The organism is Bradyrhizobium sp. CCGE-LA001, from assembly GCF_000296215.2.
In the GTDB taxonomy this organism is placed as follows: domain Bacteria; phylum Pseudomonadota; class Alphaproteobacteria; order Rhizobiales; family Xanthobacteraceae; genus Bradyrhizobium.
Map to the genome: position 1 here is coordinate 2,178,230 of NZ_CP013949.1, position 20,248 is coordinate 2,198,477.

Sequence of the window (20,248 nt, forward strand, 5' to 3'; positions counted from 1 at the left end):
GACAGCGCGGCGTTTTGCCGAGGCAGCGCAGTCCGCGCGAGACGCGGACGTTTGCGACCGAGGACGAAGCCAAGTCGTTCGCGCGCGCCAAGCTCGATGAAGGCCTCTCTGTTTTTGCCGGTACGATCAATCCTCACGTTCCAAGGCGGGTCATTCCGACGCCAGCCATCCACGCATGGCTCAGCGATGACGATCCTCCGCCGCCAGGAGCCTCGAGCGCTTAAGCACGCTACAGTGCACAGAGATAGCCTTCGGGTGTTGCCATTTTGGCACGGGCTTCGAGCCCATGCCGCGTAAGCTTCCTCATACTCGTAAGTCTTACGAATCCGCATAAGCGCTAGCTGCGGACGATCAGACGAATCGGAACGACGAGCAAAAAGGGGATGAGACCATGAGGAAATTTACGACGGCTGCGATCGGCTTCGTGGCACTGAGTCTGGCGGCTCCCGCCATGGCGGCCGACATGGCCGTCAAGGCGCCGCCGCCGGCACCCGTGGTGGCGGTCTACAATTGGAGCGGCTTCTACATCGGCGCCAACGGAGGTTGGGGGCAAAGCCGTGGTTGTGTCGATTTCATCACGCCCGCTGGGGCGTTGGCAGGCGGCTGCGCCGATCGTTCCGGCGGCCTCGTCGGTGGACAGATCGGGTACCGCTGGCAAACCAATCAGTTCGTGCTTGGTCTGGAAGCTCAGGGCGATTGGGCCGACATCGAGAACACGCGCGTCAGTCTGATCGATCCATTGATCTCGACGACGGGCAAGATCGATGGCATTGGGCTGTTCACGGCTCAGATTGGTTGGGCATGGAACGCTTCGCTGCTCTACGTGAAGGGCGGCGCCGCGGTGACCCGCAATCGCTTCGATATATTCAACAACCTCACCGGCGTCGGCTTGGCTTCGGCAGGTCATACGCGCTGGGGCGGAGCCCTGGGTGTCGGCTGGGAATATGGTTTCGCGCCGAACTGGTCGGTCGGTATCGAGTATGACCATCTCTGGATGGGACGCGACGATTTCGGATTCGCAGGCGTGGTCACGCCCGGCGGGTTCGCCCTCACCGGCAGTGGGGTCAGCCAGGATGTGGACATGGTCACGCTTCGGTTGAACTACCGCTTCGGCGGGTTCGGTGCGCCGGTCGCGGCTCGCTATTGAGCTTGTGTCTTCCCAATGAATTCAGGCCCCGGCATCGACCGGGGCCTTTTCATTGAGGCCGACGAACACACGAAGAATGTCCGGCGTCAGCCGGGCGGCGCGAAGGTGCCTTCGGTGGCAGGGGGCATGTGCGCTCAATACGAATAGGCCATGTGCATCGGCGCCCGGATCATCGCCGCACGCATTGCCTTCGTGATCAGTGCGTATCACGCCAGAGATCGCACGGATTACCAGGACCGGTACCCAAACCAAGCAAACGGTCCCTGACGCGCCGCCAGAACCATCTGCGGCGTCGCGTGTCGCTTCGACCGCATGGCAACGTGTTGGGACTTGCGCGGCCGCTTGCGATCGACGACCTCGCGCGGAGGCGGATCCGTGTGCGCCATGGCGAGTGAATCGGCAAGCGCTGGAGTTTTTGCCCGGGTGATCGGCGGCTCTGCACGGTCGAGAGGAGCCGCGGCCTGCGCGGTCGCGATATCAGCCGGCGTCGCGACGATGACCAGCATGCTGGTATCGAGGACCACGCGCTCGGGCCAATTGCGATCCGAGTGAATGCGTATTGCCGGTTGGTCCGTGGTCGTCTTCTCGACGACCGGGGCCTCGGTCAGACAAAAATCCGCAACGAACAGGAGCGCGAGCAGCGCCGCGCCGACCTTCCAGAAATACGCCAACAACGGCATCTCGGTCGCTCCGTGCCCCCCACAATGGGCCCAGCTTGCGACAACGTCGCGCCATTTTTGGAATGGTTGCGTGTGCTAGCTTGATTCAGATCAAGCGTACCGAGAGATCTCTATCTTGGGCTCGGGCAATTCGTCGCCCTGTAGCTCCGATCTGGCAGCTCGGCTAAGACGTGCACGCACAATTGTATTGAAGTTTGGAGCAAGCGAGAGATTTTTGCACGCAGAAGCCGGCTGAATTGAAACCAGGAGCTGAAGATGACCCGCCCGCTTTTCGCAATTTTATCGATTGGCATAATCATGGTGTCCACGGCCTCGGTCTCGTCTGCTGGAGAGCGAAAGTATCGTCATGGCTATGTCGCCCCGAGCGGTCCCATGGATCGCTACTGCTTGCAGGGCCGGATATGGGGATATCCGGGAAATTGCCAATTCGCGACCTATGAGCAGTGCCTGGCAAGCGCTTCAGGCACGAATTCCTATTGCGGCGTCAATCCGGGCTACGCCTTCGCGTATGACCCTCGCGGTCAGTGGTATCCGCGTTAGGGATGTTGATCCGCCGCCCGGCAATTCCCCGATGATGCCATTGTGCCAGTGTTTTGCCCGACGGAGCAAGGCGCGCGCGGCCCGTAGCCCGGGTGATGTTTGCCCGCGCGTAAGCCATTGATTCCACGGCCCCCGTCTACTGTGCATGGGGTTGTTTTGGCAGCTTGGTTTTTGAAGAGGGCTACCCCGCGCCCAGCGCGACCGCGACATTGTAGGTCACGAGGCTCGCCGCATAGGCCAGCATCAGCATGTAGGTGAAGGTCACGCCCATCCAGGCCCAGCTTCCGGTCTCGCGCCGGATCACAGCCAGCGTCGAGGCGCATTGCGGGGCGAAGATGTACCAGGCCAGCATCGACAGCGCGGTCGCCAGCGACCATTTCGTCGCCAGCACCTGGCCGACCTGCTCGGCCGCCTCCTTGCCGCCCTCGATCGCATAGACCGTGCCGAGCGCTGCGACCGCGACCTCGCGGGCCGCCATTCCGGGGATCAGCGCGACTGCGATCTGCCAGTTGAATCCGACCGGCGCGAGCAGCGGCTCGAGCGCCTTGCCGATCATCGCGGCCAGGCTGAAATCGATCGCCGGCTCGGTCGCGCCCGCGGGCGGCTGCGGAAACGAGGCCAGGAACCAGATCAGCACCATCATCGAGAAGATCGTGGTGCCGGCGCGCACCAGGAACATCTTGGCGCGGGTGTAGATTCCGATCGCGATCGACTGCAGCCGCGGCATCTTGTAGTCCGGCAGCTCCAGCATGAACGGCGCCGGGGCGAAGTCGCGCAGCATGAAGAATTTGATCAGGAACGACACGATCAGGGCGCTGGTGATGCCGGCGGCGTAGAGGCCGAACATCACGAGACCCTGGAGGTTGATGAAGCCCCAGACGTCCCTGGCCGGAACGAAGGCGGAGATGATCAGCGTGTAGACGGGAATGCGCGCCGAGCAGGTCATCAGCGGCGCGATCAGGATCGTGGTCAGCCGGTCGCGCTTGTTGTCGATCACGCGCGTCGCCATGATGCCGGGAATGGCGCAGGCAAAGCTCGATAACAGCGGAATGAAGGCGCGGCCGTGCAGCCCGGCGCCGCCCATGATGCGGTCCATCAGGAACGCTGCGCGCGCCATGTAGCCGAAATCTTCCAGCAGCAGGATGAACAGGAAGATGATGATGATCTGCGGCAGGAACACGATGACGCTGCCGACGCCGGAGATCACGCCGTTCTGAAGGAAGCTCTGCAACAGGCCGGCGGGCAGGGTGGCGTGAACGAGCTCGCCCAGCGCGTCGAAGCCGGCGTTGAGCAGGTCCATCAGCGGCTGCGCCCAGGCGAACACCGCCTGGAACATCACGAACAGGATCAGCGCGAGCACGATCAGGCCGCCGACGGGATGCAGCACGACGCGGTCGATCCGCGCGGTCCAGGTGTCGGGCCTGGCAGGCAGGCTGACGCAGTCGGCGATGATGCGGTCGGCTTCGCGCTGGGTGGCGCGCAGCTCGCTGACGCTGAGCGCGCGCCAGCTGTTCTCTTTCGGCTCAGCGGCGAGCTTGGCCGAGATCTCGTCGGTCAGCGCCAACAGATCGGCGGTGCCGCCCTTGCGCACCGCGATCGAGGTGACCACGGGCACGTCGAGCTCCTTGGCGAGCCGCTCGACGTCGACAGTGATGCCGCGGCGCGTAGCGATGTCGAACATGTTGAGCACGAGGATCATCGGCCGCCCCGTGCGCTTGAGCTCGAGCAGCAGGCGGATGGTCAGGCGCAGATTGGTAGCATCGGCGACGCACAGCACGAGATCCGGCATCGTCTCGCCGGAGGCCTTGCCGAGCACGAAGTCGCGCGTGATCTCCTCGTCCGGGCTGCGGCCGCGCAGCGAATAGGTGCCGGGAAGATCGACCACGGAGACCTGGCGTCCCAAGGGAGTGACGAAGAAGCCTTCCTTGCGCTCGACGGTGACGCCCGGATAGTTCGCGACCTTCTGCCGACTGCCGGTCAGGGCGTTGAACAGCGAAGTCTTGCCGCTGTTCGGCGTGCCCACCAGGGCGAGATGCAGCAGGGGTGATTCCATGGGATGAGCGGGTCCGGTCGCAGCTTAAGCGACGATGATGGCCATGGCTTCGCGACGACGGACCGCGATGGTGATGTTGTCGACCCGTACGGCGATCGGATCGCGTCCGACCAGCCCCTCATGCAGGATCTCGACCCGGGCGCCCTCGACGAAGCCGAGCTCGATCAGCCGGCTCTCGAGCTCGATGTCCGAGAGCGCCGAGCCCGCCTCGCGGGCGGACAGATGCTGGATGACGCCGGTATAGCCGCGCTGGGCCAGACCCAGCGGCATCTGCGGGCGCGTGTCATTGGTGTCGGTCATGCCCTGTATTTTCAATGCAGGGCATCGAGGTCAAGCGCGCCGGTTGGCCGAAGCTGCACCTTAGAGTGATTTTAAAGTGCAGATCGCGACACGACCAAACGGCCTGGTGACCTACTGAGCCGGGACCTTTTCCGGCTGGACGGCCATGGCGCGGCTCTTAAAGTAGTCCAGCACGAACAGGCGGATCGCCGACGACAGATTGCCCTGCTGGCGGTTGTTGTCGATCTCGCCGACCAGCTCGGACAGCGTCATGTTGCGCAGGCCCGAGATCTCCTTCATGCCGTTCCAGAACGCCTCTTCCAGACTGACGCTGGTCTTGTGGCCGGCGACGACGATCGACCGCTTCACGACGGGCGACTTCATGGCTGCTCCTCGTGATCGATCCGGTGCTGGTCCAGATGCTCCTTGGCCTGGTCCGCCCGTTTCTCCTCCGCCGACCGCTCCGCCTTCGTGCGACCGAACTTCGCCCGGTTGGCGTCCGCCCGCTTCGCCGAAGCCTCCCGCTCGGCGCGCTTCCTGAAACGATTCAGGTTGATGACGTTCCCCATGCCGCGTCTCCATCACCCGCTCCTCTTTGTGCCGGATGAAACGTTCACAAACAGGGCGCCGCATTGCGCCCCAGAAGACTTGATTGCCATATGCGTGTCCTCGTCAATCGGCCCCTCGGGCCATCAAACGATGAATTCGCCCCGTCGAGGGCAGTGGGCTTACGTAGCACGCTGCCCCGCCGGAACATTGACGGTAATCAAATCCCGCCCCTAAAGCCCTATAATTCTGCGGGGCGAGCGTCCGTATCACTACGGATGGCTATCGGAATTCGGAATGTTATCCCGGGCTGGTCATCTTCTCCGGCCGCACCAGGCGATCGAATTCATCCGCCGAGACGAAGCCGAGCCGCAGCGCTTCCTCCTTCAGCGTGGTGCCGTTGGCGTGCGCCGTCTTGGCCACTTTGGCCGCGTTGTCGTAGCCGATCTTCGGGGCGAGCGCCGTCACCAGCATCAGCGAGCGCTGCATCAGCTCACTTATGCGGGTCTCGTCGGCGCGGATGCCGCTGACGCAATGTTCGGTGAAGGAGCGCGCGGCGTCCGCCATCAGGCGGATCGAATGCAGCATGTTGTAGGCCAGCACGGGCTTGTAGACGTTGAGCTCGAAATGACCCTGGCTGCCGGCGACCGTGATCGCGGTGTGATTGCCGAACACCTGGCAGCACACCATCGTCATCGCCTCGCATTGCGTCGGATTGACCTTGCCCGGCATGATTGAGGAGCCCGGCTCGTTCTCCGGCAGGATCAGCTCGCCGAGACCCGATCGCGGCCCAGAGCCGAGCAGGCGGATGTCGTTGGCGATCTTGAACAGGCCGGTCGCGACCGAATTGATGGCGCCGTGCGCGAGCACATAGGCATCGTTCGAGGCCAGCGCCTCGAATTTGTTGGCGGCGCTGGTGAAGGGCAGCTTCGTGATTCCGGCAACGTGCTTTGCGAACAGTTTTGCAAAACGCGGCTTCGCGTTGAGGCCGGTGCCGACGGCGGTGCCGCCCTGCGCCAGCGGATAGAGATCCTTCACCGCGACCTTGAGCCGGGCGATACCGCTCTCGACCTGTGCGGCATAGCCGGAAAACTCCTGGCCGAGCGTCAGGGGCGTCGCGTCTTGGGTGTGGGTGCGGCCGATCTTGACGATCTTGGCAAACTCTTTCTCCTTCTTGCGCAGCGCGCGGAGCAGCTCGCCGAGGGCGGGGACGAGATCGGCATTGATGCGGCTTGCCGCCGCGATGTGCATTGCGGTCGGGAATGAATCGTTCGACGACTGGCTCATGTTGACGTGGTCGTTGGGATGCACCGGCTTCTTGGCGCCGAGCTCGCCGCCGAGCAATTCGTTGGCACGGTTGGCGATGACCTCGTTGAGGTTCATGTTGGTCTGCGTGCCCGAGCCGGTCTGCCACACCACCAGCGGGAAATGATCGTCGAGCTTGCCCTCGATCACCTCGCGCGCGGCGCGGATGATGGCGTTGGCGCGGCGCTGGTCGAGCAGGCCGAGTGCGAGGTTGGACTGCGCGGCGGCAAGCTTGACGATGCCGAGCGCGTGCACCAGCGACATCGGCATGCGATCGGTGCCGATGCGGAAATTCTGGCGCGAGCGCTCGGTCTGCGCCCCCCAATAGCGATCGGCGGCGACCTCGATGGGACCAAAGCTGTCGGTCTCGGTGCGGGTCGAGGAGCGGGCAGTCTGAGGGCGGGAAGCTTTGGCCATGAGCACATCCATTCTGCCGCGCGAAACGCCGCGCGGCCTATCGAGATGCACTTCTATATAGGGAGTTTGGCCGGGCGCGACGGGTGCGGGCCCAACCTAGATCATTTCTTACGGAAACGATCGAGCCGCACGACCTCGGCGCCGCCCTGGTTTGGCGGGGTCGGCTCGTCGGCAGCTTCCACCTTCTCCATGGCAGGTGCCGGCACCGACACGGCCGATGGCGCGGGAGCGGCCGGCAGATTTTCAGGGGCGACCTCGGCGACGTCGGACGTGTCGAACTGCAGGCCGAATTTCACCGACGGATCGAGGAAGCTCTTGATGGCGCTGAACGGCACGATCAGCCGCTCCGGAATGCCGCCGAAGGACAGGCCGACCTCGAAGCGATCCTCGAGCACGGTCAGGTCCCAGAACTGGTGCTGGAGGATGATCGTCATCTCTTCCGGATACTGCGCGAGCAGCCGCGACGACAGTTTCACGCCCTCGGCCTTGGACACGAAGGTGATGAAGAAATGATGCTCGCCCGGCAATCCATGGGCGGCGGCGTCGGTCAGCACCTTGCGCAGCACGCCGCGCAGCGCGTCGCGGGCCAGCACATCGTATCGGATATGGTCGGTCGCCATGGTGGTCCTGTCGCATCCCCGGAGCCGGTCCCTGCCGGTCCGACTCGCCACGCTGCAATAGTAGCGCGCCTGACGGGTCAGCAGGAGTCCCCGCCGGAGAAGAAATCAAAAAGCAAAGTGGAGGCTTCTGTTGCCAGGTGCCTCCGAACCCCGCCTAGCGGAGCTTAACCCGCTAGGACTTTAAAGTGGTCTTTCAAACTGCGTTACGCAGCCTGAGCAACCGGAGCAAAGTTGTCGTTGGCAACTATTGCAGTAGCCCGATAACGGCGGAACAATACCGGGAAAAAGCACGCCCTTTACGCCCTCGTCGATCCTATTTCGCCCCCGCCAAAGCCCACTTCTGGGGTAAGCCCCTATGGGCTTTGGTGGAGGCGCCGGGTACCGCCCCCGGGTCCGAATGGTTTATTGCGACGACCGTTTATTTCCATAGCCGGCGAACCGGCATCCCCAATATAGGGCGCAAAGCTTTCGAAAAACAGGGGTTTCGAGCAGATTGGCTGCGGTTTCCTTTGGAAGGGTTCCAGGCCATCCTGGCCGCGGCGCGACCCCTCGTTCTAAGCTCATGACATGTCCTTGGATTCAGCAACGGCATAGAGCCGGATACCCCGCCCGCTCCGCCAGGCCGGTCGCGCTGTCCCTGCCGTTCGCCCGAATGTCGCTGGCCGAATTCGCAGGCGCGCTGATGTTAGCCCGGCGCGCGTTCGTCGAGCAGCAGCTCTGCCATTTCCTGCCCTGGCCAACGTCGACAATTTGTCGATGCCCAATCGCGCTGGCCCGGCCTGATCCAGGCTGCACTGCTTCCGCTGTCGATTGCGAAGCTGGCGGCGAGCGCCCTGATCCTCGCCCATCGACCGATCGCACGATTGCTGCACTGCTTCTGACCGCGGCGGTTGCGGTGGTCGCATCAATCCACTCTGGCTCCTCCCTGTTGGGTTTTGCTGGCATTGTGTGATGAAAATCGCTAGGCAGTGATCCGGGGCGGGGGGATCCGGTTCCAGCCGATTTAGAACAACAGTGCTCGTGACTTACGGGTCGCGGAGGAGACATGCATGGCCGATACGATGGGCCACTCAGCGACGGCCACCCGAAACACCCGGTTGGCGGTCGGCTTTTGTCTGCTGGCGATCGCGCCGCAGATTTTCGAATTGATCTGGTCGATCGGGACGATCTTCGGCTGGGGCACCGGCCGCGGTCCGGCGACGGTGATCACCAGCCATGCGACGGCGCTACTGTTCGGCGCGCCCAGCGCCGTCTTCGGATCGTTCGGTGGCGGCAACAAGAAGATGGCGTCCGAGGTGCTGCTGGCGCTGATCTATTCCTACCCGCTGTTTGCGGTGGCGATCCTCACGTACTTCATGACGATCCGGTCTGCACAGGACTATGTCGGCGGCGTCGTCATGATGGCGGTTGCGCTGTTCGCGCTGTGGGCAGGGAGCGACTTGCAGGGCATGCGGGGCTTTTCATTCGGCGCGGGGACCGCGCCGCGCATGTTCGGCGGGCTGCTAGTCGTCTTGTCCGCCGGCATTGCCTTGACCGGTCTTCTGACCAAAGGGCCGGCGATGGCCCATTATTCCTGGCGGGGACCGCTGTTCGTGGTGGCCGCGATCCTCTTCTTCGCCCTGTCGATCCGGTCCCTCGGCCTCGTGGTCACGGCCTTTACGAGCTTCATGATCTCGGCGGCGGGCTCGCACGAGACGCGCTGGCTTGAAGCGGCTATCGTCGGCGCCTGCCTGACGCTCGGTTGCGCCATCCTGTTTCCATACATTCTCGGCCTGCCGATGCCGATGTTTCCGCGTTTCCTGATCCAGTGAGGGCGTGATGGATATCTTTGCCAACCTCGCTCACGGTTTTGCCGTCGCGTTCTCTCCCATCAACCTTCTGATGTGTCTGATCGGCGCCCTCGTCGGGACGCTGGTCGGCGTTCTCCCGGGCATCGGCACCATCGCGACGGTGGCGATGCTGCTGCCGATCACCTTCGGATTGCCGCCGGTCGGCGCGCTGATCATGCTCGCCGGCATCTATTACGGCGCGCAATATGGCGGCTCGACCACGTCGATCCTCGTCAACATACCCGGTGAGGCGACATCGGTCGTCACCGCCATCGACGGTCATCAGATGGCGAAGCAGGGCCGCGCTGGTCCGGCGCTGGCGATCGCCGCGATCGGCTCGTTCTTCGCCGGCTGCGTCGCGACCGTGCTCATTGCTCTGCTCGGTGCGCCGCTCACGAAACTGGCGCTGGCGTTCGGCCCGGCCGAATATTTCTCGCTGATGGTGCTCGGCCTGATCTTCGCGGTGGTGCTGGCCAAAGGCTCGGTGCTGAAGGCGATCGCCATGATCGTGTTCGGCCTGCTGCTCTCGATGGTCGGTTCGGACATCGAGACCGGCGCCTCGCGCATGGCCTTCAACATTCCGGAACTCGCCGACGGCCTCGGCTTTGCGACGGTGGCGATGGGCGTATTCGGTTTTGCGGAGATCATCCGCAATCTTGACGCCGGCGCCGAACTGAACCGCGATCTCGTGCAGCAGAAGATCACCGGCCTGATGCCGACGAAAAAGGATCTGGCGGATTCGACCCCCGCGATTCTGCGCGGCACGGTGCTCGGCTCGATCCTCGGTATCCTGCCCGGCGGCGGTGCAACGATCGCATCGTTCGGGGCCTATACCCTCGAGAAGAAGCTCGCCAAGAATCCGTCGCGGTTCGGTCGCGGTGCGATCGAGGGCGTGGCGGGGCCGGAGAGCGCCAACAACGCCGCCGCCCAGACCTCGTTCATCCCGCTGCTCACCCTCGGCATCCCGCCGAACGCGGTGATGGCGCTGATGGTGGGCGCGATGACGATCCACGGCATCGTGCCGGGCCCGCAGGTGATGCAGAAGCAGCCGGATCTCGTCTGGGGCATGATCGCCTCGATGTGGATCGGCAATCTGATGCTGATCATCATCAACCTGCCACTGGTCGGCATCTGGGTTCGGCTGCTGCGCGTGCCGTACCGGCTGATGTTCCCCTCGATCGTGATCTTCTGCGCGATCGGCATCTATTCGGTGAACAACGCGCCGGTCGACGTCATCCTGGCCGGCATCTTCGGTTTGGTGGGCTACTGGCTGATCAAGCACGATTTCGAGCCGGCTCCGTTGCTGCTCGGCATGGTGCTGGGACCGCTCATGGAGGAGAACCTGCGCCGTGCGCTGCTGATCTCGCGCGGCGACTGGAGCGTGTTCCTGACGCGTCCGCTGTCGGCGGTGCTGCTGGCGGTCGCGGCGGCGCTGCTCGTCCTTACGGTGCTACCGGTGCTGCGTGCCAAGCGCGACGAGGTTTTCACCGAGTCCGAGAACTGAGGCCGACGCGCGGCCCTGCGTCGGCGCGCCGCATTCGGAAGTCGAATCGACTTGTGTTACGGCTTCATGAAATGAAAATGCCGGCCTTTGGGCCGGCATTTTGTTTGTGGCCAAAGGGGAAACGTCATGACCTTCATTCGCGCGCTCACGGGCGCATGTGCCGCAGCGTTCGCATCGCTGTGCACCTTCATCGCGCCGGTCGAGGCGCAAACCTACCCGACGCGCAGCATCACCATGATCGTGCCGTTCGCGGCCGGCGGACCGACTGACGTGATCTCGCGCATCGTCACCGGGCACATGGCGCAGACGCTTGGGCAGAGCATCATCATCGAGAACGTGGTCGGCGCCGGCGGCACCACCGCCACGACGCGCGCCGCGCGTGCGGCCAATGACGGCTATACGCTCATCACCGGGCATATGGGCACGCATGCCGCTTCGGTGCCGCTCTATCCGAAGCTTGCCTATCATCCCGAGAAGGACTTCGAGCCGATCGCGCTGCTGGCGGGCACGCCGATCCTGATCCTGGCGCGCAAGGACTTTCCGCCGAAGGACCTCAAGGAGTTCGTCGCCTATGTGAAGGCGAACGCCGAGAAGGTGAATGCCGCGCATGCCGGCGTCGGCTCGGTCTCGCACGTCTCGTGCGAGCTGCTGCACTCCATCCTCGACATCAAGCCGGTCGGCGTGCCCTTCAACGGCACTGGTCCCGCGATGAATGCGCTGGTGGCGGGCCAGGTAGACTACATGTGCGACCAGATCGTCAACGCCGTCCCGCAGATCAATGCCGGCACCATCAAGGCCTATGCGATCGCGACGGCCGAGCGCAATCCGTCGCTGCCGAACGTGCCGACGACGGCGGAAGCCGGCTTGCCAGCCTTCCAGGCCCAAGCCTGGAACGCGATATTCGCCCCGAAGGGAACTTCGCCTGCGATCATCGCGAGCCTGAACGCTGCCGCCATCAAGGCGCTCGACGACGAGACTGTGAAGAAGCGCCTGCTCGAACTCGGCAGTGTCATTCCGAGCCCGAAGGACCGCACGCCGGAGGCGCTGGCGGCCCTGGTCAAGGGCGAGATCGCGAAGTGGAGCCCGGTGCTCAAGCCGGCAACTTAATCAACCGGATCAAGTTGATAGGTGAGGGGCGGGACGATGAGTTCCGCCCCTTGTCGTTTGCACCGGGAAGACTCACTTTTCCGGGTATAATCGGTGAAGACAGCGAATCGCTGCTGTCGTCGCGCTGGGGGCGCCGTTAAGTTCACCGCCTCCCCAAAGGCTGCCGTCTTCCTAAGGTTTTTGGCACATGCACCAGTATCAGGACCTGCTCGAGCGGATTCTTTCAGACGGCGCCGAGAAGACCGACCGGACCGGCACCGGCACGCTGTCGGTATTCGGCCATCAGATGCGCTTCAATCTGTCGGCCGGCTTTCCGATGCTGACCACCAAGCGGCTGCCGCTGAAGGCGATCGTGCACGAGCTGCTCTGGTTCCTGAAGGGCGACACCAACATCAAATATCTGCGCGACAACGGCGTCACCATCTGGGACGAATGGGCCGACGCCAATGGCGATCTCGGCCCGGTCTACGGCCATCAATGGCGCTCCTGGCCCGCGCCTGACGGACGCAGCATCGACCAGATCGCGAACGTGGTCGACATGATCAAGCGCAATCCGGACTCGCGCCGCCTGATCGTCTCGGCCTGGAATCCGGCCGAAGTCGACAAGATGGCGCTGCCGCCGTGCCATTGCCTGTTCCAGTTCTACGTGGCGAACGGCAAGCTGTCGTGTCAGCTTTATCAGCGCTCGGCGGACGTGTTCCTCGGCGTGCCCTTCAACATCGCCTCCTATTCGCTGCTGACGATGATGGTCGCGCAGGTCACCGGCCTGAAGCCCGGAGACTTCGTGCATTCGTTCGGCGACACCCATCTTTATTCCAATCATCTGGAGCAGGCCAAGCTCCAGCTCACCCGCGCGCCGCGCGCGCTGCCGGTCATGCGCATCAACCCCGATGTGAAGGACATCTTCTCCTTCCGTTACGAGGATTTCGAGCTCGTCGGTTACGACCCGCATCCGCATATCAAGGCGGAAGTCGCGGTCTAGCAGCCCATGTCGCTCAAGATCCGCCGCGCGCGTCCGGGCGAAGCCGGGCTTGTTCTGGCTTTCATCCACGAACTTGCCGAATACGAAAAGCTCTCGCATGAGGTCGAGGCGACCGAGGCGATGATTGCCGACGCGCTGTTCGGCGAGAGGCCGCAGCTCCATTGCGCGGTCGCCGAGTGGAACGGCGAGGCGGTCGGCTTCGCGGTGTGGTTCGTGAATTTCTCGACCTTCAGCGGCCGCCACGGCATCTATCTCGAAGATCTGTATGTGCGGCCGTCGCATCGGGGCAGGGGCCTCGGCAAGGCGCTGCTGGTGTATCTTGCCAAGGAATGCGTCGACAACGGCTGGTCACGCCTGCAATGGGCGGTGCTCGACTGGAACGCGCCGTCGATCGCGTTCTACAAATCGCTTGGCGCCGTCATGATGGACGATTGGACGCTATGCCGCGTCACGGGGCCGGCGCTGACGCGGCTTGCCGGGAGCGCGTCCTGATGGAGATCGTCTTCGTCGTCGCGATCGCGGAGAATGGCGTCATCGGCGCGGGCAATGCGATGCCGTGGCAATTGAAGTCCGACCTGGCGCGCTTCAAGGCGCTGACCATTGGCAAGCCCGTGATCATGGGCCGCAAGACCTTCGAATCCCTGCCCCGCCGCCCGCTGCCGGGCCGCACCAACATAGTGATCACGCGCGATGCGGCCTATCGCGCCGCAGGCGCCATCGTCGCGACGTCGGCGGCGGATGCGGATGCGGTCGCGCGCGGCGATGCCCTGCGGCGTTCGGCCACCGAGGTCGCGGTAATCGGCGGCGCCGAGATCTTCCGGCAATGGCTCGATCGCGCCGATCGCCTCGAAATCACCGAAGTGCATGCGCGACCTGACGGCGACACGCATTTCGACATCGACAAGGCGGAGTGGGATGAGGTGGCACGCATCCGTCATCCTGCCGGCCCCGACGACAGCGCTGGCTTCTCCTATGTGACATATCGTCGGCGGCGCGGCCATTAACCGCTTTCTTCAATGTTTACATTGACTTTTTCCTGCCTGAGCATAGCTCGAAAGACGGTCAGGGCTGCGTTGTAAGGGACTTGCCTGTCCCCTATAAAGCCGGACCGGACAAAGCGGGCGGGGGCAATTCCACCCTGCCGAGGAGAGCGTCGAATGCCGTGGAAGAATCAGGGCGGTGGCCCATGGGGCTCGGGTCCAAAGGGACCATGGGGCTCAGGCCCGCAACCGGTCGGGCCGAGGCCGCCCGATCTGGAAGACCTTCTGCGACGCGGCCAGGACCGCCTCCAGCAGATCATGCCGGGCGGCTATTTCTCCGGCATCGGCATCACGCTGATCATCCTGCTCATCATCGTGTTCTGGCTGCTGTCGGGCTTCTTCCGCGTGCAATCCGAAGAGCGCGGCGTCGTGCTGCGCTTCGGCAAGCATGTCCGCACCGTGGATCCGGGCCTCAATTATCATCTGCCCTATCCGATCGAGACCGTGCTGCTGCCGAAGGCGCTGCGCGTCAACACCACCTCCATCGGCATGACGCTGATCGACGATCCGGCGCGGCGCGGCCGCTCCATTCGTGACGTGCCGGAAGAGAGCCTGATGCTCACCGGTGACGAGAACATCGTCGACGTCGACTTCACCGTGCTGTGGCGCATCAAGCCCGACGCCGGCGGCGTCGGCGCCTTCCTCTTCAACATCCAGAACCCCGAAGGCACCGTGAAGGCGGTCTCCGAAAGCGCGATGCGCGAGGTGATCGGCCGTTCGCAAATTCAGCCGATCCTGACCGGCGCCCGCAACACCATCGAGCAGGGCGTGCAGGAGCTGATCCAGAGGACGCTGGACAGCTATGGCGCGGGCATCCTCATCACCCAGGTGCAGATGCAGAAGGTCGACCCGCCGGCGCAGGTGATCGACGCCTTCCGCGACGTGCAGGCGGCTCGCGCCAATCAGGAGCAGCTGCAGAACGAAGCGCAGACCTACGCCAATCAGGTCATACCGCAGGCGCGCGGACGTGCGGCGAAGATCCAGCAGGACGCCGAAGGCTACAAGGAGCAGGCGGTGGCCGAGGCCAAGGGCCAGAGCGCGCGCTTCCTGAAGATTTACGACGAATACAAGAAGGCACCCGACGTGACGCGTGAACGGATCTATCTGGAGACGATGGAGCGCGTGCTCGGCGGCGCCGACAAGCTCGTCTATGACGGCGGCCCCAACGGCCAGGGCGTCGTGCCCTATCTGCCGCTGCCCGAACTGGCGCCCAAGCGGCAGCCTACGGCCGGTCCGCAGTCGAGCGGAGGCAGCCGATGAGGTCTCCGGTCACAGGTTTCGTCACGCTGCTCGGGCTCCTGCTCGTTGTGATCGTCGGCTACATGTCGCTGTTCACGGTGCAGCAGACCGAGCAGACCATCGTGCTCCAGTTCGGCAAGCCCGTCGACGTCGTTACCGATCCCGGCCTGCATTTCAAGGCGCCGTGGAATTCGGTGATCAACATCGACAAGCGCATACTCGATCTGGAGAACCCGTCACAGGAAGCGATCGCCTCCGATCAGAAGCGGCTTGTGGTCGATGCCTTCGCGCGCTACCGCATCAAGGACGCTCTGCGCTTCTATCAGAGCGTCGGCTCGATCCAGGCAGCTAACATTCAGTTGACCACGCTCCTGAACGCGGCGCTGCGCCGTGTGCTCGGCGAGGTCACCTTCATCAACGTGGTGCGCGACGACCGCGAGAAGCTGATGCTGCGTATCCGCGACCAGCTCGATCGCGAGGCCGACGGTTATGGCATCCAGGTGGTCGACGTCCGGATCCGGCGCGCCGATCTGCCCGAGCAGAACAGCCAGGCGGTCTACCTGCGCATGAAGACCGAACGCGAGCGGGAAGCTGCCGAATTCCGTGCGCAGGGCGGCCAGAAGGCCCAGGAGATCAAGTCCAGGGCGGACCGCGAGGCGACCGTGATCATCGCGGAAGCCAATTCGCAGGCCGACCAGACCCGGGGTGCGGGCGATGCCGAGCGCAACCGCCTGTTCGCCGAAGCCTACAGCAAGGATGCCGACTTCTTCGCCTTCTACCGCTCGATGACGGCCTACGAGAACGGGCTGCGCTCCAGCGACACCCGCTTCCTGCTGCGGCCGGACTCGGATTTCTTCCGGTATTTCGGCAACCCCGCCGGCAGGGCGGCGGCCGAGGCGTCGGCCAAACCGTAAGCCAGACGAGGGCGGTCCCTTTGGCCGCCCTTTGTCCACACAAGAACAGCACAGCGGGAGGTTCCAATCCGATGAGGTCCATTGCGTTCGCCGACTTCCTCATCGGCCTGGGCATCCTGTTCGTGCTGGAAGGCTTGATGTTCGCGGCAAGTCCGAACTGGATGCGCAAGGCGATGAAGAGCGCCATCGCCACGCCGGACAACATCCTGCGGGCAGTCGGGATCTGCTCTGCCGTGGCCGGCCTGATCCTGATCTGGGTTATGCGGCGCCCCGTTTAGGCATCGTCCCAACGCCAAAGTGAAGGCGGACGACCGGTTTTCGCCGTATTGTCGGGGTCTTGAGGCCCGTTAAGCTCCGCGCTTGCGCCGTCCCCCCGTTCGAGCGCAGTCTGGCGCCAAATTCCTATTCTCTGGAGATCACAATGACCGCTGCCACCATTGCCCCGTCCCGCTTGCGCCATTGGGTGCGAACCGGGCTGGCCGCGCTCGCCATTGGTGCTTTCGGCGCATTCGGCACGCCGGCTCAGGCGCGTGGGCCGGACGGCATCGCCGACGTCGCCGAGAAGGTGATCGACGCGGTCGTCAACATCTCCACCTCGCAGAACGTCGAGGCCAAGGGCGGCGGCGGCAACACCATGCCGCAATTGCCGCCCGGCTCGCCCTTCGAAGAGTTTTTCGACGATTTCTTCAAGAACCGCAGGGGGCCCGGCGGCGGCAGCAAGGGCGGCGAGAACAGCCCGCCGCGCAAGACCAACTCGCTCGGAAGCGGCTTCATCATCGACACCGCAGGCGTGGTCGTCACCAACAACCACGTCATTGCCGACGCCGACGAGATCCACGTCATCCTCAACGACGGCACCAAGATCAAGGCCGAACTGGTCGGCGTCGACAAGAAGACCGACCTCGCCGTGCTGAAGATCAAGCCGCCGAAGCCGCTGGTGGCGGTGAAGTTCGGCGACTCCGACAAGCTGCGCCTCGGCGATTGGGTGGTCGCGATCGGCAATCCCTTCAGCCTCGGCGGCACGGTGACGGCCGGCATCGTCTCGGCCAAGAACCGCGACATCTCCTCGGGGCCATATGACAGCTACATCCAGACCGACGCGTCCATCAATCGCGGCAATTCCGGCGGACCGCTGTTCAACCTCGACGGCGACGTTATCGGCGTCAACACGCTGATCATCTCGCCCTCCGGCGGCTCCATCGGCATCGGCTTCGCCGTGCCGTCGAAGACGGTGGTGGGCGTCGTCGACCAGCTCCGGCAGTTCGGCGAGCTGCGCCGCGGCTGGCTCGGGGTGCGCATCCAGAGCGTCACCGACGAGATCGCCGAGAGCCTCAACATCAAGCCGGCGCGCGGTGCGTTGGTGGCGGGCATCGACGATAAGGGTCCGGCGAAGCCGGCCGGCATCGAGCCCGGTGACGTCGTCGTCAAGTTCGACGGCAAGGACGTCAAGGATCCGAAAGATCTGTCCCGCGTCGTCGCCGACACCGCGGTCGGCAAGGAGGTCGACGTCGTCATCATCCGCAAGGGCCAGGAGCAGACCAAGAAGGTCACCCTCGGCCGCCTGCAGGATCCCGAAAAGGTGCAGGCCGCGGTGAAGACCGACGAGCCCGCGCCCGAGAAGCCGGTGACGCAGAAGGCACTCGGCCTCGATCTGGCGACGCTGAGCAAGGATCTGCGCACGCGCTACAAGATCAAGGAGAGCGTCAAGGGCGTGGTCGTCACCAATGTCGACGCCAATTCCGACGCCGCCGAGAAGCGTCTCTCCGCCGGCGATGTCATCGTCGAGGTGGCGCAGGAGGCGGTGTCGAGCGGTGCCGAGATCCAGAAACGGGTCGACCAGCTCAAGAAGGACGGCAAGAAATCGGTGCTGCTGCTGGTCTCCAACGCCGACGGCGAGCTGCGGTTTGTCGCGCTGAGCGTGCAGTAGGTGGCTTCTCGTCATGGCCGGGCTTGGCCCGGCCATCCACGCCTTTACGGCGCGGACCGAACAAGACGTGGATGCCCGGGGCAAGCCCGGGCATGACGAACTTGAGAGCTACGCCTCCACGAACTCGTCCCGCCGATATCCCTGCGCGTACAGAAGCGCGGTGAGATCGCCGTGATCGATCCGCGCCGCCGCGGCGGCCGCGACCGCGGGCTTGGCGTGATAGGCAACGCCCAGCCCCGCCGCCTGGATCATCGCGAGGTCATTGGCGCCATCGCCGACGACGATCGAGTCGAGGTCGTCGAGATCGAAGGATTCCATCAGATCAACCAGCGTTGCGAGCTTTGCGGCACGGCCGAGGATCGGCTCCTTCACCTCGCCGGTGAACTTGCCATCGCGCACGACGAGTTCGTTGGCGCGGTTTTCCTGGAAACCGATCTTCGCAGCGACCGCACTCGTGAACAGCGTGAAGCCGCCCGAGACGAGACAGGTGTAGGCGCCGTGCGCGCGCATGGTCGCGACCAGTGCGCGACCACCGGCGGTCAGCGTGATGCGTTTCTCCAGCACCTCGTCGACCGCGCTGGCGGGCAGGTCCTTGAGCAACGCCACGCGCTCGCGCAGCGCCGGCTCGAACTCGATCTCGCCGCGCATCGCGCGTTCGGTGATGGCGGCCACATGCGCCTTCACCCCGACGAAGTCGGCGAGCTCGTCGATGCATTCCTGGCCAATCATGGTGGAATCCATGTCGGCGAGAAAAAGCTTCTTGCGCCGGAAGCCGGCTGGCTGCACCACGATGTCGATGGGCAGGTCGCCGCGGATCTCGCGAAGGCGCTGCTCGATGGCGTGGCGGTCGCCTCCGAGGTTACTATTGGCGCCGAAGGGAATGTCGACCGCGACCCCGTCGAACAGCCAGTGCGCGGGCGCTGCCTGAGGCAGCACGGCGCGGGCGCCGTCGACGATGGTGGAGTCGAGCGCAGGATTGTCGGGATTGCAGATCAACGTGGCGACAAGGGACATTTGAGGTTTTCGTGAGCGAGGGGCAAGTCGGCAGAAGGCCCGTTGGCAAGGCCGTGCTTATCGCAGGCCCGACCGCCAGCGGCAAGTCGGCGCTGGCGCTGGAGCTTGCCCGCGCCACCGGCGGTATCGTCATCAATGCCGATTCCATGCAGGTCTACCGTGATCTCCGCATCATCACGGCGCGGCCGACAGGGGCGGATGAGGCGCTGGTGCCGCATCGTCTCTACGGTCATGTCGACGCGGCCGTGAATTTCTCGGCCGGTGCCTGGGTGAGCGACGCGGCGAGGGTGCTCGAAGACGCGACGGCCGAAGCTCGCCTGCCGATCTTCATCGGCGGCACCGGGCTCTATTTCAAGGCGCTGACGTCGGGCCTCTCCGTGGTGCCGCCAATCCCTGGAGAGGTTCGCGAGGACGTGCGCACGCGGCTGGAACGGAACGGCGTCGAGGCGCTGCACGCGGAACTCGCGCGCCGCGATCCGCGTGCGGCCGAGCGATTGAACCTGCGCGACCGCACCCGCATCGCCCGCGCGCTCGAGGTGGTCGAGGCGACCGGCCGCTCGCTGCTCGACTGGCATCGGGAGGCTCAGCCGCCCTTGCTGCCCAAGGACAGTTTTCGCGCGGTGTTTCTCGCTCCTGAGCGCGACGAGCTCTATGCCCGCATTGATGCCCGCTTCGATGCCATGCTGGGTGCCGGCGCGCTGATGGAGGTCGAGCGGCTCGCCGCCCGCGGCCTCGATCCGCTGCTGCCGGCGATGAAGGCGCATGGCGTGCCGGCCTTGATCCGGCATCTGCGCGGCGAACTCAGCCTGGAGGAGGCAGCCACGATCGGCCGTGCCGATACCCGCCACTACGCCAAGCGCCAGTTCACCTGGTTCCGGCACCAATTGCCCGAGTTCGAATGGGTGCGGCTGGAGGAGGCGAGGGGATGGCTGGCGACGATGGTGCGGGCGGCCGAAGATCTCGACTGACGTGGTTTTGTGCCGGGTTCCTGAATTTACCTCTCGCCCAAGCCGGGGAACACCGCTACACTGCCAAAATCGCGCGGGAACGGCCGCATTGCCTTGACATCCAAGCTTTGGCCGCTATGTTTCGCGCAACCTTTGGG

The 20,248-nt window shown here is 64.3% G+C and carries 21 protein-coding genes and 1 other RNA gene; 13 read left to right on the forward strand and 9 right to left on the reverse strand.

Annotated elements, in window-relative coordinates:
- The first annotated feature begins 391 nt into the window (after window positions 1-391).
- Window positions 392-1,147 carry an outer membrane protein gene (locus BCCGELA001_RS10355; protein WP_060735229.1) on the forward strand — a complete coding sequence of 252 codons (756 nt, stop codon included), beginning with the start codon at window positions 392-394 and terminating at the stop codon, window positions 1,145-1,147.
- Window positions 1,148-1,374: 227 nt separating this feature from the next.
- Here BCCGELA001_RS10355 and BCCGELA001_RS10360 read toward each other — a convergent pair whose 3' ends face one another.
- The gene (locus tag BCCGELA001_RS10360; protein WP_061849350.1) at window positions 1,375-1,827 is read right to left on the reverse strand and encodes a hypothetical protein; all 453 of its coding nucleotides are present in this window, start codon (window positions 1,825-1,827) and stop codon (window positions 1,375-1,377) included.
- A gap of 255 nt (window positions 1,828-2,082) precedes the next feature.
- Between BCCGELA001_RS10360 and BCCGELA001_RS10365 the strand changes: the two genes are divergently transcribed.
- Window positions 2,083-2,367, forward strand: a complete 285-nt coding sequence (locus BCCGELA001_RS10365) for a DUF3551 domain-containing protein (protein WP_008556764.1) — start codon at window positions 2,083-2,085, stop codon at window positions 2,365-2,367.
- Between the two features lie 181 nt (window positions 2,368-2,548).
- Here BCCGELA001_RS10365 and feoB read toward each other — a convergent pair whose 3' ends face one another.
- The 7 genes from feoB to ssrA form a co-directional block, all read right to left on the reverse strand.
- A complete protein-coding gene (feoB, locus tag BCCGELA001_RS10370) occupies window positions 2,549-4,420 on the reverse strand; it encodes a ferrous iron transporter B (protein ID WP_060735231.1) in 1,872 nt (623 codons plus the stop codon).
- Window positions 4,421-4,444: 24 nt separating this feature from the next.
- Window positions 4,445-4,720: a FeoA family protein gene (locus BCCGELA001_RS10375; RefSeq protein ID WP_008569994.1), complete on the reverse strand. Its 276-nt coding sequence runs from the start codon at window positions 4,718-4,720 to the stop codon at window positions 4,445-4,447.
- A 111-nt stretch (window positions 4,721-4,831) separates the two neighbouring features.
- Window positions 4,832-5,083, reverse strand: coding sequence for a ribbon-helix-helix domain-containing protein (locus BCCGELA001_RS10380; RefSeq protein WP_008556779.1), 252 nt, complete (start codon window positions 5,081-5,083; stop codon window positions 4,832-4,834).
- Window positions 5,080-5,268 (reverse strand): DUF4169 family protein, encoded by a 189-nt coding sequence (locus BCCGELA001_RS10385; RefSeq protein ID WP_008556780.1) that lies wholly within the window; start codon window positions 5,266-5,268, stop codon window positions 5,080-5,082. Before BCCGELA001_RS10385 ends, BCCGELA001_RS10380 begins: the two co-directional genes overlap by 4 nt.
- A 277-nt stretch (window positions 5,269-5,545) precedes the next feature.
- Entirely contained in the window at window positions 5,546-6,979 is a 1,434-nt protein-coding gene (gene fumC / locus BCCGELA001_RS10390; protein ID WP_060735232.1) for a class II fumarate hydratase, read from the reverse strand.
- A gap of 89 nt (window positions 6,980-7,068) precedes the next feature.
- A complete protein-coding gene (locus BCCGELA001_RS10395) occupies window positions 7,069-7,587 on the reverse strand; it encodes an SspB family protein (RefSeq protein WP_060735233.1) in 519 nt (172 codons plus the stop codon).
- 116 nt (window positions 7,588-7,703) lie between these two features.
- Window positions 7,704-8,069: a transfer-messenger RNA gene (gene ssrA / locus BCCGELA001_RS10400) on the reverse strand.
- 567 nt (window positions 8,070-8,636) lie between these two features.
- On the opposite strand from ssrA, the gene BCCGELA001_RS10405 reads away from it, so the two are divergent.
- The 10 genes from BCCGELA001_RS10405 (at window position 8,637) to BCCGELA001_RS10450 (ending at window position 18,129) form a co-directional block, all read left to right on the forward strand.
- The gene (locus tag BCCGELA001_RS10405) at window positions 8,637-9,398 is read left to right on the forward strand and encodes a tripartite tricarboxylate transporter TctB family protein (RefSeq protein ID WP_060735234.1); all 762 of its coding nucleotides are present in this window, start codon (window positions 8,637-8,639) and stop codon (window positions 9,396-9,398) included.
- Window positions 9,399-9,405: 7 nt separating this feature from the next.
- Window positions 9,406-10,920 (forward strand): tripartite tricarboxylate transporter permease, encoded by a 1,515-nt coding sequence (locus tag BCCGELA001_RS10410; RefSeq protein ID WP_060735235.1) that lies wholly within the window; start codon window positions 9,406-9,408, stop codon window positions 10,918-10,920.
- A 126-nt stretch (window positions 10,921-11,046) separates the two neighbouring features.
- The gene (locus BCCGELA001_RS10415; RefSeq protein ID WP_060735236.1) at window positions 11,047-12,027 is read left to right on the forward strand and encodes a tripartite tricarboxylate transporter substrate binding protein BugD; all 981 of its coding nucleotides are present in this window, start codon (window positions 11,047-11,049) and stop codon (window positions 12,025-12,027) included.
- A 187-nt stretch (window positions 12,028-12,214) separates the two neighbouring features.
- Window positions 12,215-13,009 (forward strand): thymidylate synthase, encoded by a 795-nt coding sequence (locus BCCGELA001_RS10420; RefSeq protein WP_008556810.1) that lies wholly within the window; start codon window positions 12,215-12,217, stop codon window positions 13,007-13,009.
- A 6-nt stretch (window positions 13,010-13,015) separates the two neighbouring features.
- Window positions 13,016-13,501, forward strand: a complete 486-nt coding sequence (locus tag BCCGELA001_RS10425) for a GNAT family N-acetyltransferase (protein WP_008556813.1) — start codon at window positions 13,016-13,018, stop codon at window positions 13,499-13,501.
- Window positions 13,501-14,013 (forward strand): dihydrofolate reductase, encoded by a 513-nt coding sequence (locus BCCGELA001_RS10430; RefSeq protein WP_060735237.1) that lies wholly within the window; start codon window positions 13,501-13,503, stop codon window positions 14,011-14,013. Before BCCGELA001_RS10425 ends, BCCGELA001_RS10430 begins: the two co-directional genes overlap by 1 nt.
- A 153-nt stretch (window positions 14,014-14,166) precedes the next feature.
- The gene (gene hflK, locus BCCGELA001_RS10435) at window positions 14,167-15,309 is read left to right on the forward strand and encodes an FtsH protease activity modulator HflK (protein ID WP_008556826.1); all 1,143 of its coding nucleotides are present in this window, start codon (window positions 14,167-14,169) and stop codon (window positions 15,307-15,309) included.
- Entirely contained in the window at window positions 15,306-16,202 is an 897-nt protein-coding gene (hflC, locus tag BCCGELA001_RS10440) for a protease modulator HflC (RefSeq protein ID WP_008556829.1), read from the forward strand. The genes hflK and hflC overlap by 4 nt, the downstream gene beginning before the upstream one ends.
- Before the next feature lie 71 nt (window positions 16,203-16,273).
- Window positions 16,274-16,480 carry a DUF2065 domain-containing protein gene (locus BCCGELA001_RS10445; protein WP_008556832.1) on the forward strand — a complete coding sequence of 69 codons (207 nt, stop codon included), beginning with the start codon at window positions 16,274-16,276 and terminating at the stop codon, window positions 16,478-16,480.
- Between the two features lie 143 nt (window positions 16,481-16,623).
- Window positions 16,624-18,129, forward strand: coding sequence for a Do family serine endopeptidase (locus tag BCCGELA001_RS10450; protein ID WP_060735238.1), 1,506 nt, complete (start codon window positions 16,624-16,626; stop codon window positions 18,127-18,129).
- Window positions 18,130-18,237: 108 nt separating this feature from the next.
- Here BCCGELA001_RS10450 and serB read toward each other — a convergent pair whose 3' ends face one another.
- Window positions 18,238-19,143, reverse strand: coding sequence for a phosphoserine phosphatase SerB (gene serB, locus BCCGELA001_RS10455; protein WP_008556836.1), 906 nt, complete (start codon window positions 19,141-19,143; stop codon window positions 18,238-18,240).
- Window positions 19,144-19,154: 11 nt separating this feature from the next.
- On the opposite strand from serB, the gene miaA reads away from it, so the two are divergent.
- Window positions 19,155-20,111: a tRNA (adenosine(37)-N6)-dimethylallyltransferase MiaA gene (gene miaA, locus BCCGELA001_RS10460; RefSeq protein WP_060735239.1), complete on the forward strand. Its 957-nt coding sequence runs from the start codon at window positions 19,155-19,157 to the stop codon at window positions 20,109-20,111.
- Window positions 20,112-20,248: the final 137 nt, after the last annotated feature.

What these genes read in the sequence shown, in the direction of transcription:
- BCCGELA001_RS10365 (WP_008556764.1), top strand. Translation starts at nt 2,083, where the DNA reads ATGACCCGCCCGCTTTTCGCAATTTTATCGATTGGCATAATCATGGTG.
- fumC (WP_060735232.1), bottom strand. Translation starts at nt 6,979, where the DNA reads ATGGATGTGCTCATGGCCAAAGCTTCCCGCCCTCAGACTGCCCGCTCC.
- BCCGELA001_RS10375 (WP_008569994.1), bottom strand. Translation starts at nt 4,720, where the DNA reads ATGACCGACACCAATGACACGCGCCCGCAGATGCCGCTGGGTCTGGCC.
- BCCGELA001_RS10430 (WP_060735237.1), top strand. Translation starts at nt 13,501, where the DNA reads ATGGAGATCGTCTTCGTCGTCGCGATCGCGGAGAATGGCGTCATCGGC.
- BCCGELA001_RS10355 (WP_060735229.1), top strand. Translation starts at nt 392, where the DNA reads ATGAGGAAATTTACGACGGCTGCGATCGGCTTCGTGGCACTGAGTCTG.
- serB (WP_008556836.1), bottom strand. Translation starts at nt 19,143, where the DNA reads ATGTCCCTTGTCGCCACGTTGATCTGCAATCCCGACAATCCTGCGCTC.
- BCCGELA001_RS10405 (WP_060735234.1), top strand. Translation starts at nt 8,637, where the DNA reads ATGGCCGATACGATGGGCCACTCAGCGACGGCCACCCGAAACACCCGG.
- BCCGELA001_RS10395 (WP_060735233.1), bottom strand. Translation starts at nt 7,587, where the DNA reads ATGGCGACCGACCATATCCGATACGATGTGCTGGCCCGCGACGCGCTG.
- BCCGELA001_RS10360 (WP_061849350.1), bottom strand. Translation starts at nt 1,827, where the DNA reads ATGCCGTTGTTGGCGTATTTCTGGAAGGTCGGCGCGGCGCTGCTCGCG.
- BCCGELA001_RS10380 (WP_008556779.1), bottom strand. Translation starts at nt 5,083, where the DNA reads ATGAAGTCGCCCGTCGTGAAGCGGTCGATCGTCGTCGCCGGCCACAAG.
- BCCGELA001_RS10450 (WP_060735238.1), top strand. Translation starts at nt 16,624, where the DNA reads ATGACCGCTGCCACCATTGCCCCGTCCCGCTTGCGCCATTGGGTGCGA.
- BCCGELA001_RS10415 (WP_060735236.1), top strand. Translation starts at nt 11,047, where the DNA reads ATGACCTTCATTCGCGCGCTCACGGGCGCATGTGCCGCAGCGTTCGCA.
- BCCGELA001_RS10445 (WP_008556832.1), top strand. Translation starts at nt 16,274, where the DNA reads ATGAGGTCCATTGCGTTCGCCGACTTCCTCATCGGCCTGGGCATCCTG.
- BCCGELA001_RS10420 (WP_008556810.1), top strand. Translation starts at nt 12,215, where the DNA reads ATGCACCAGTATCAGGACCTGCTCGAGCGGATTCTTTCAGACGGCGCC.
- hflK (WP_008556826.1), top strand. Translation starts at nt 14,167, where the DNA reads ATGCCGTGGAAGAATCAGGGCGGTGGCCCATGGGGCTCGGGTCCAAAG.
- BCCGELA001_RS10425 (WP_008556813.1), top strand. Translation starts at nt 13,016, where the DNA reads ATGTCGCTCAAGATCCGCCGCGCGCGTCCGGGCGAAGCCGGGCTTGTT.
- feoB (WP_060735231.1), bottom strand. Translation starts at nt 4,420, where the DNA reads ATGGAATCACCCCTGCTGCATCTCGCCCTGGTGGGCACGCCGAACAGC.
- hflC (WP_008556829.1), top strand. Translation starts at nt 15,306, where the DNA reads ATGAGGTCTCCGGTCACAGGTTTCGTCACGCTGCTCGGGCTCCTGCTC.
- BCCGELA001_RS10385 (WP_008556780.1), bottom strand. Translation starts at nt 5,268, where the DNA reads ATGGGGAACGTCATCAACCTGAATCGTTTCAGGAAGCGCGCCGAGCGG.
- BCCGELA001_RS10410 (WP_060735235.1), top strand. Translation starts at nt 9,406, where the DNA reads ATGGATATCTTTGCCAACCTCGCTCACGGTTTTGCCGTCGCGTTCTCT.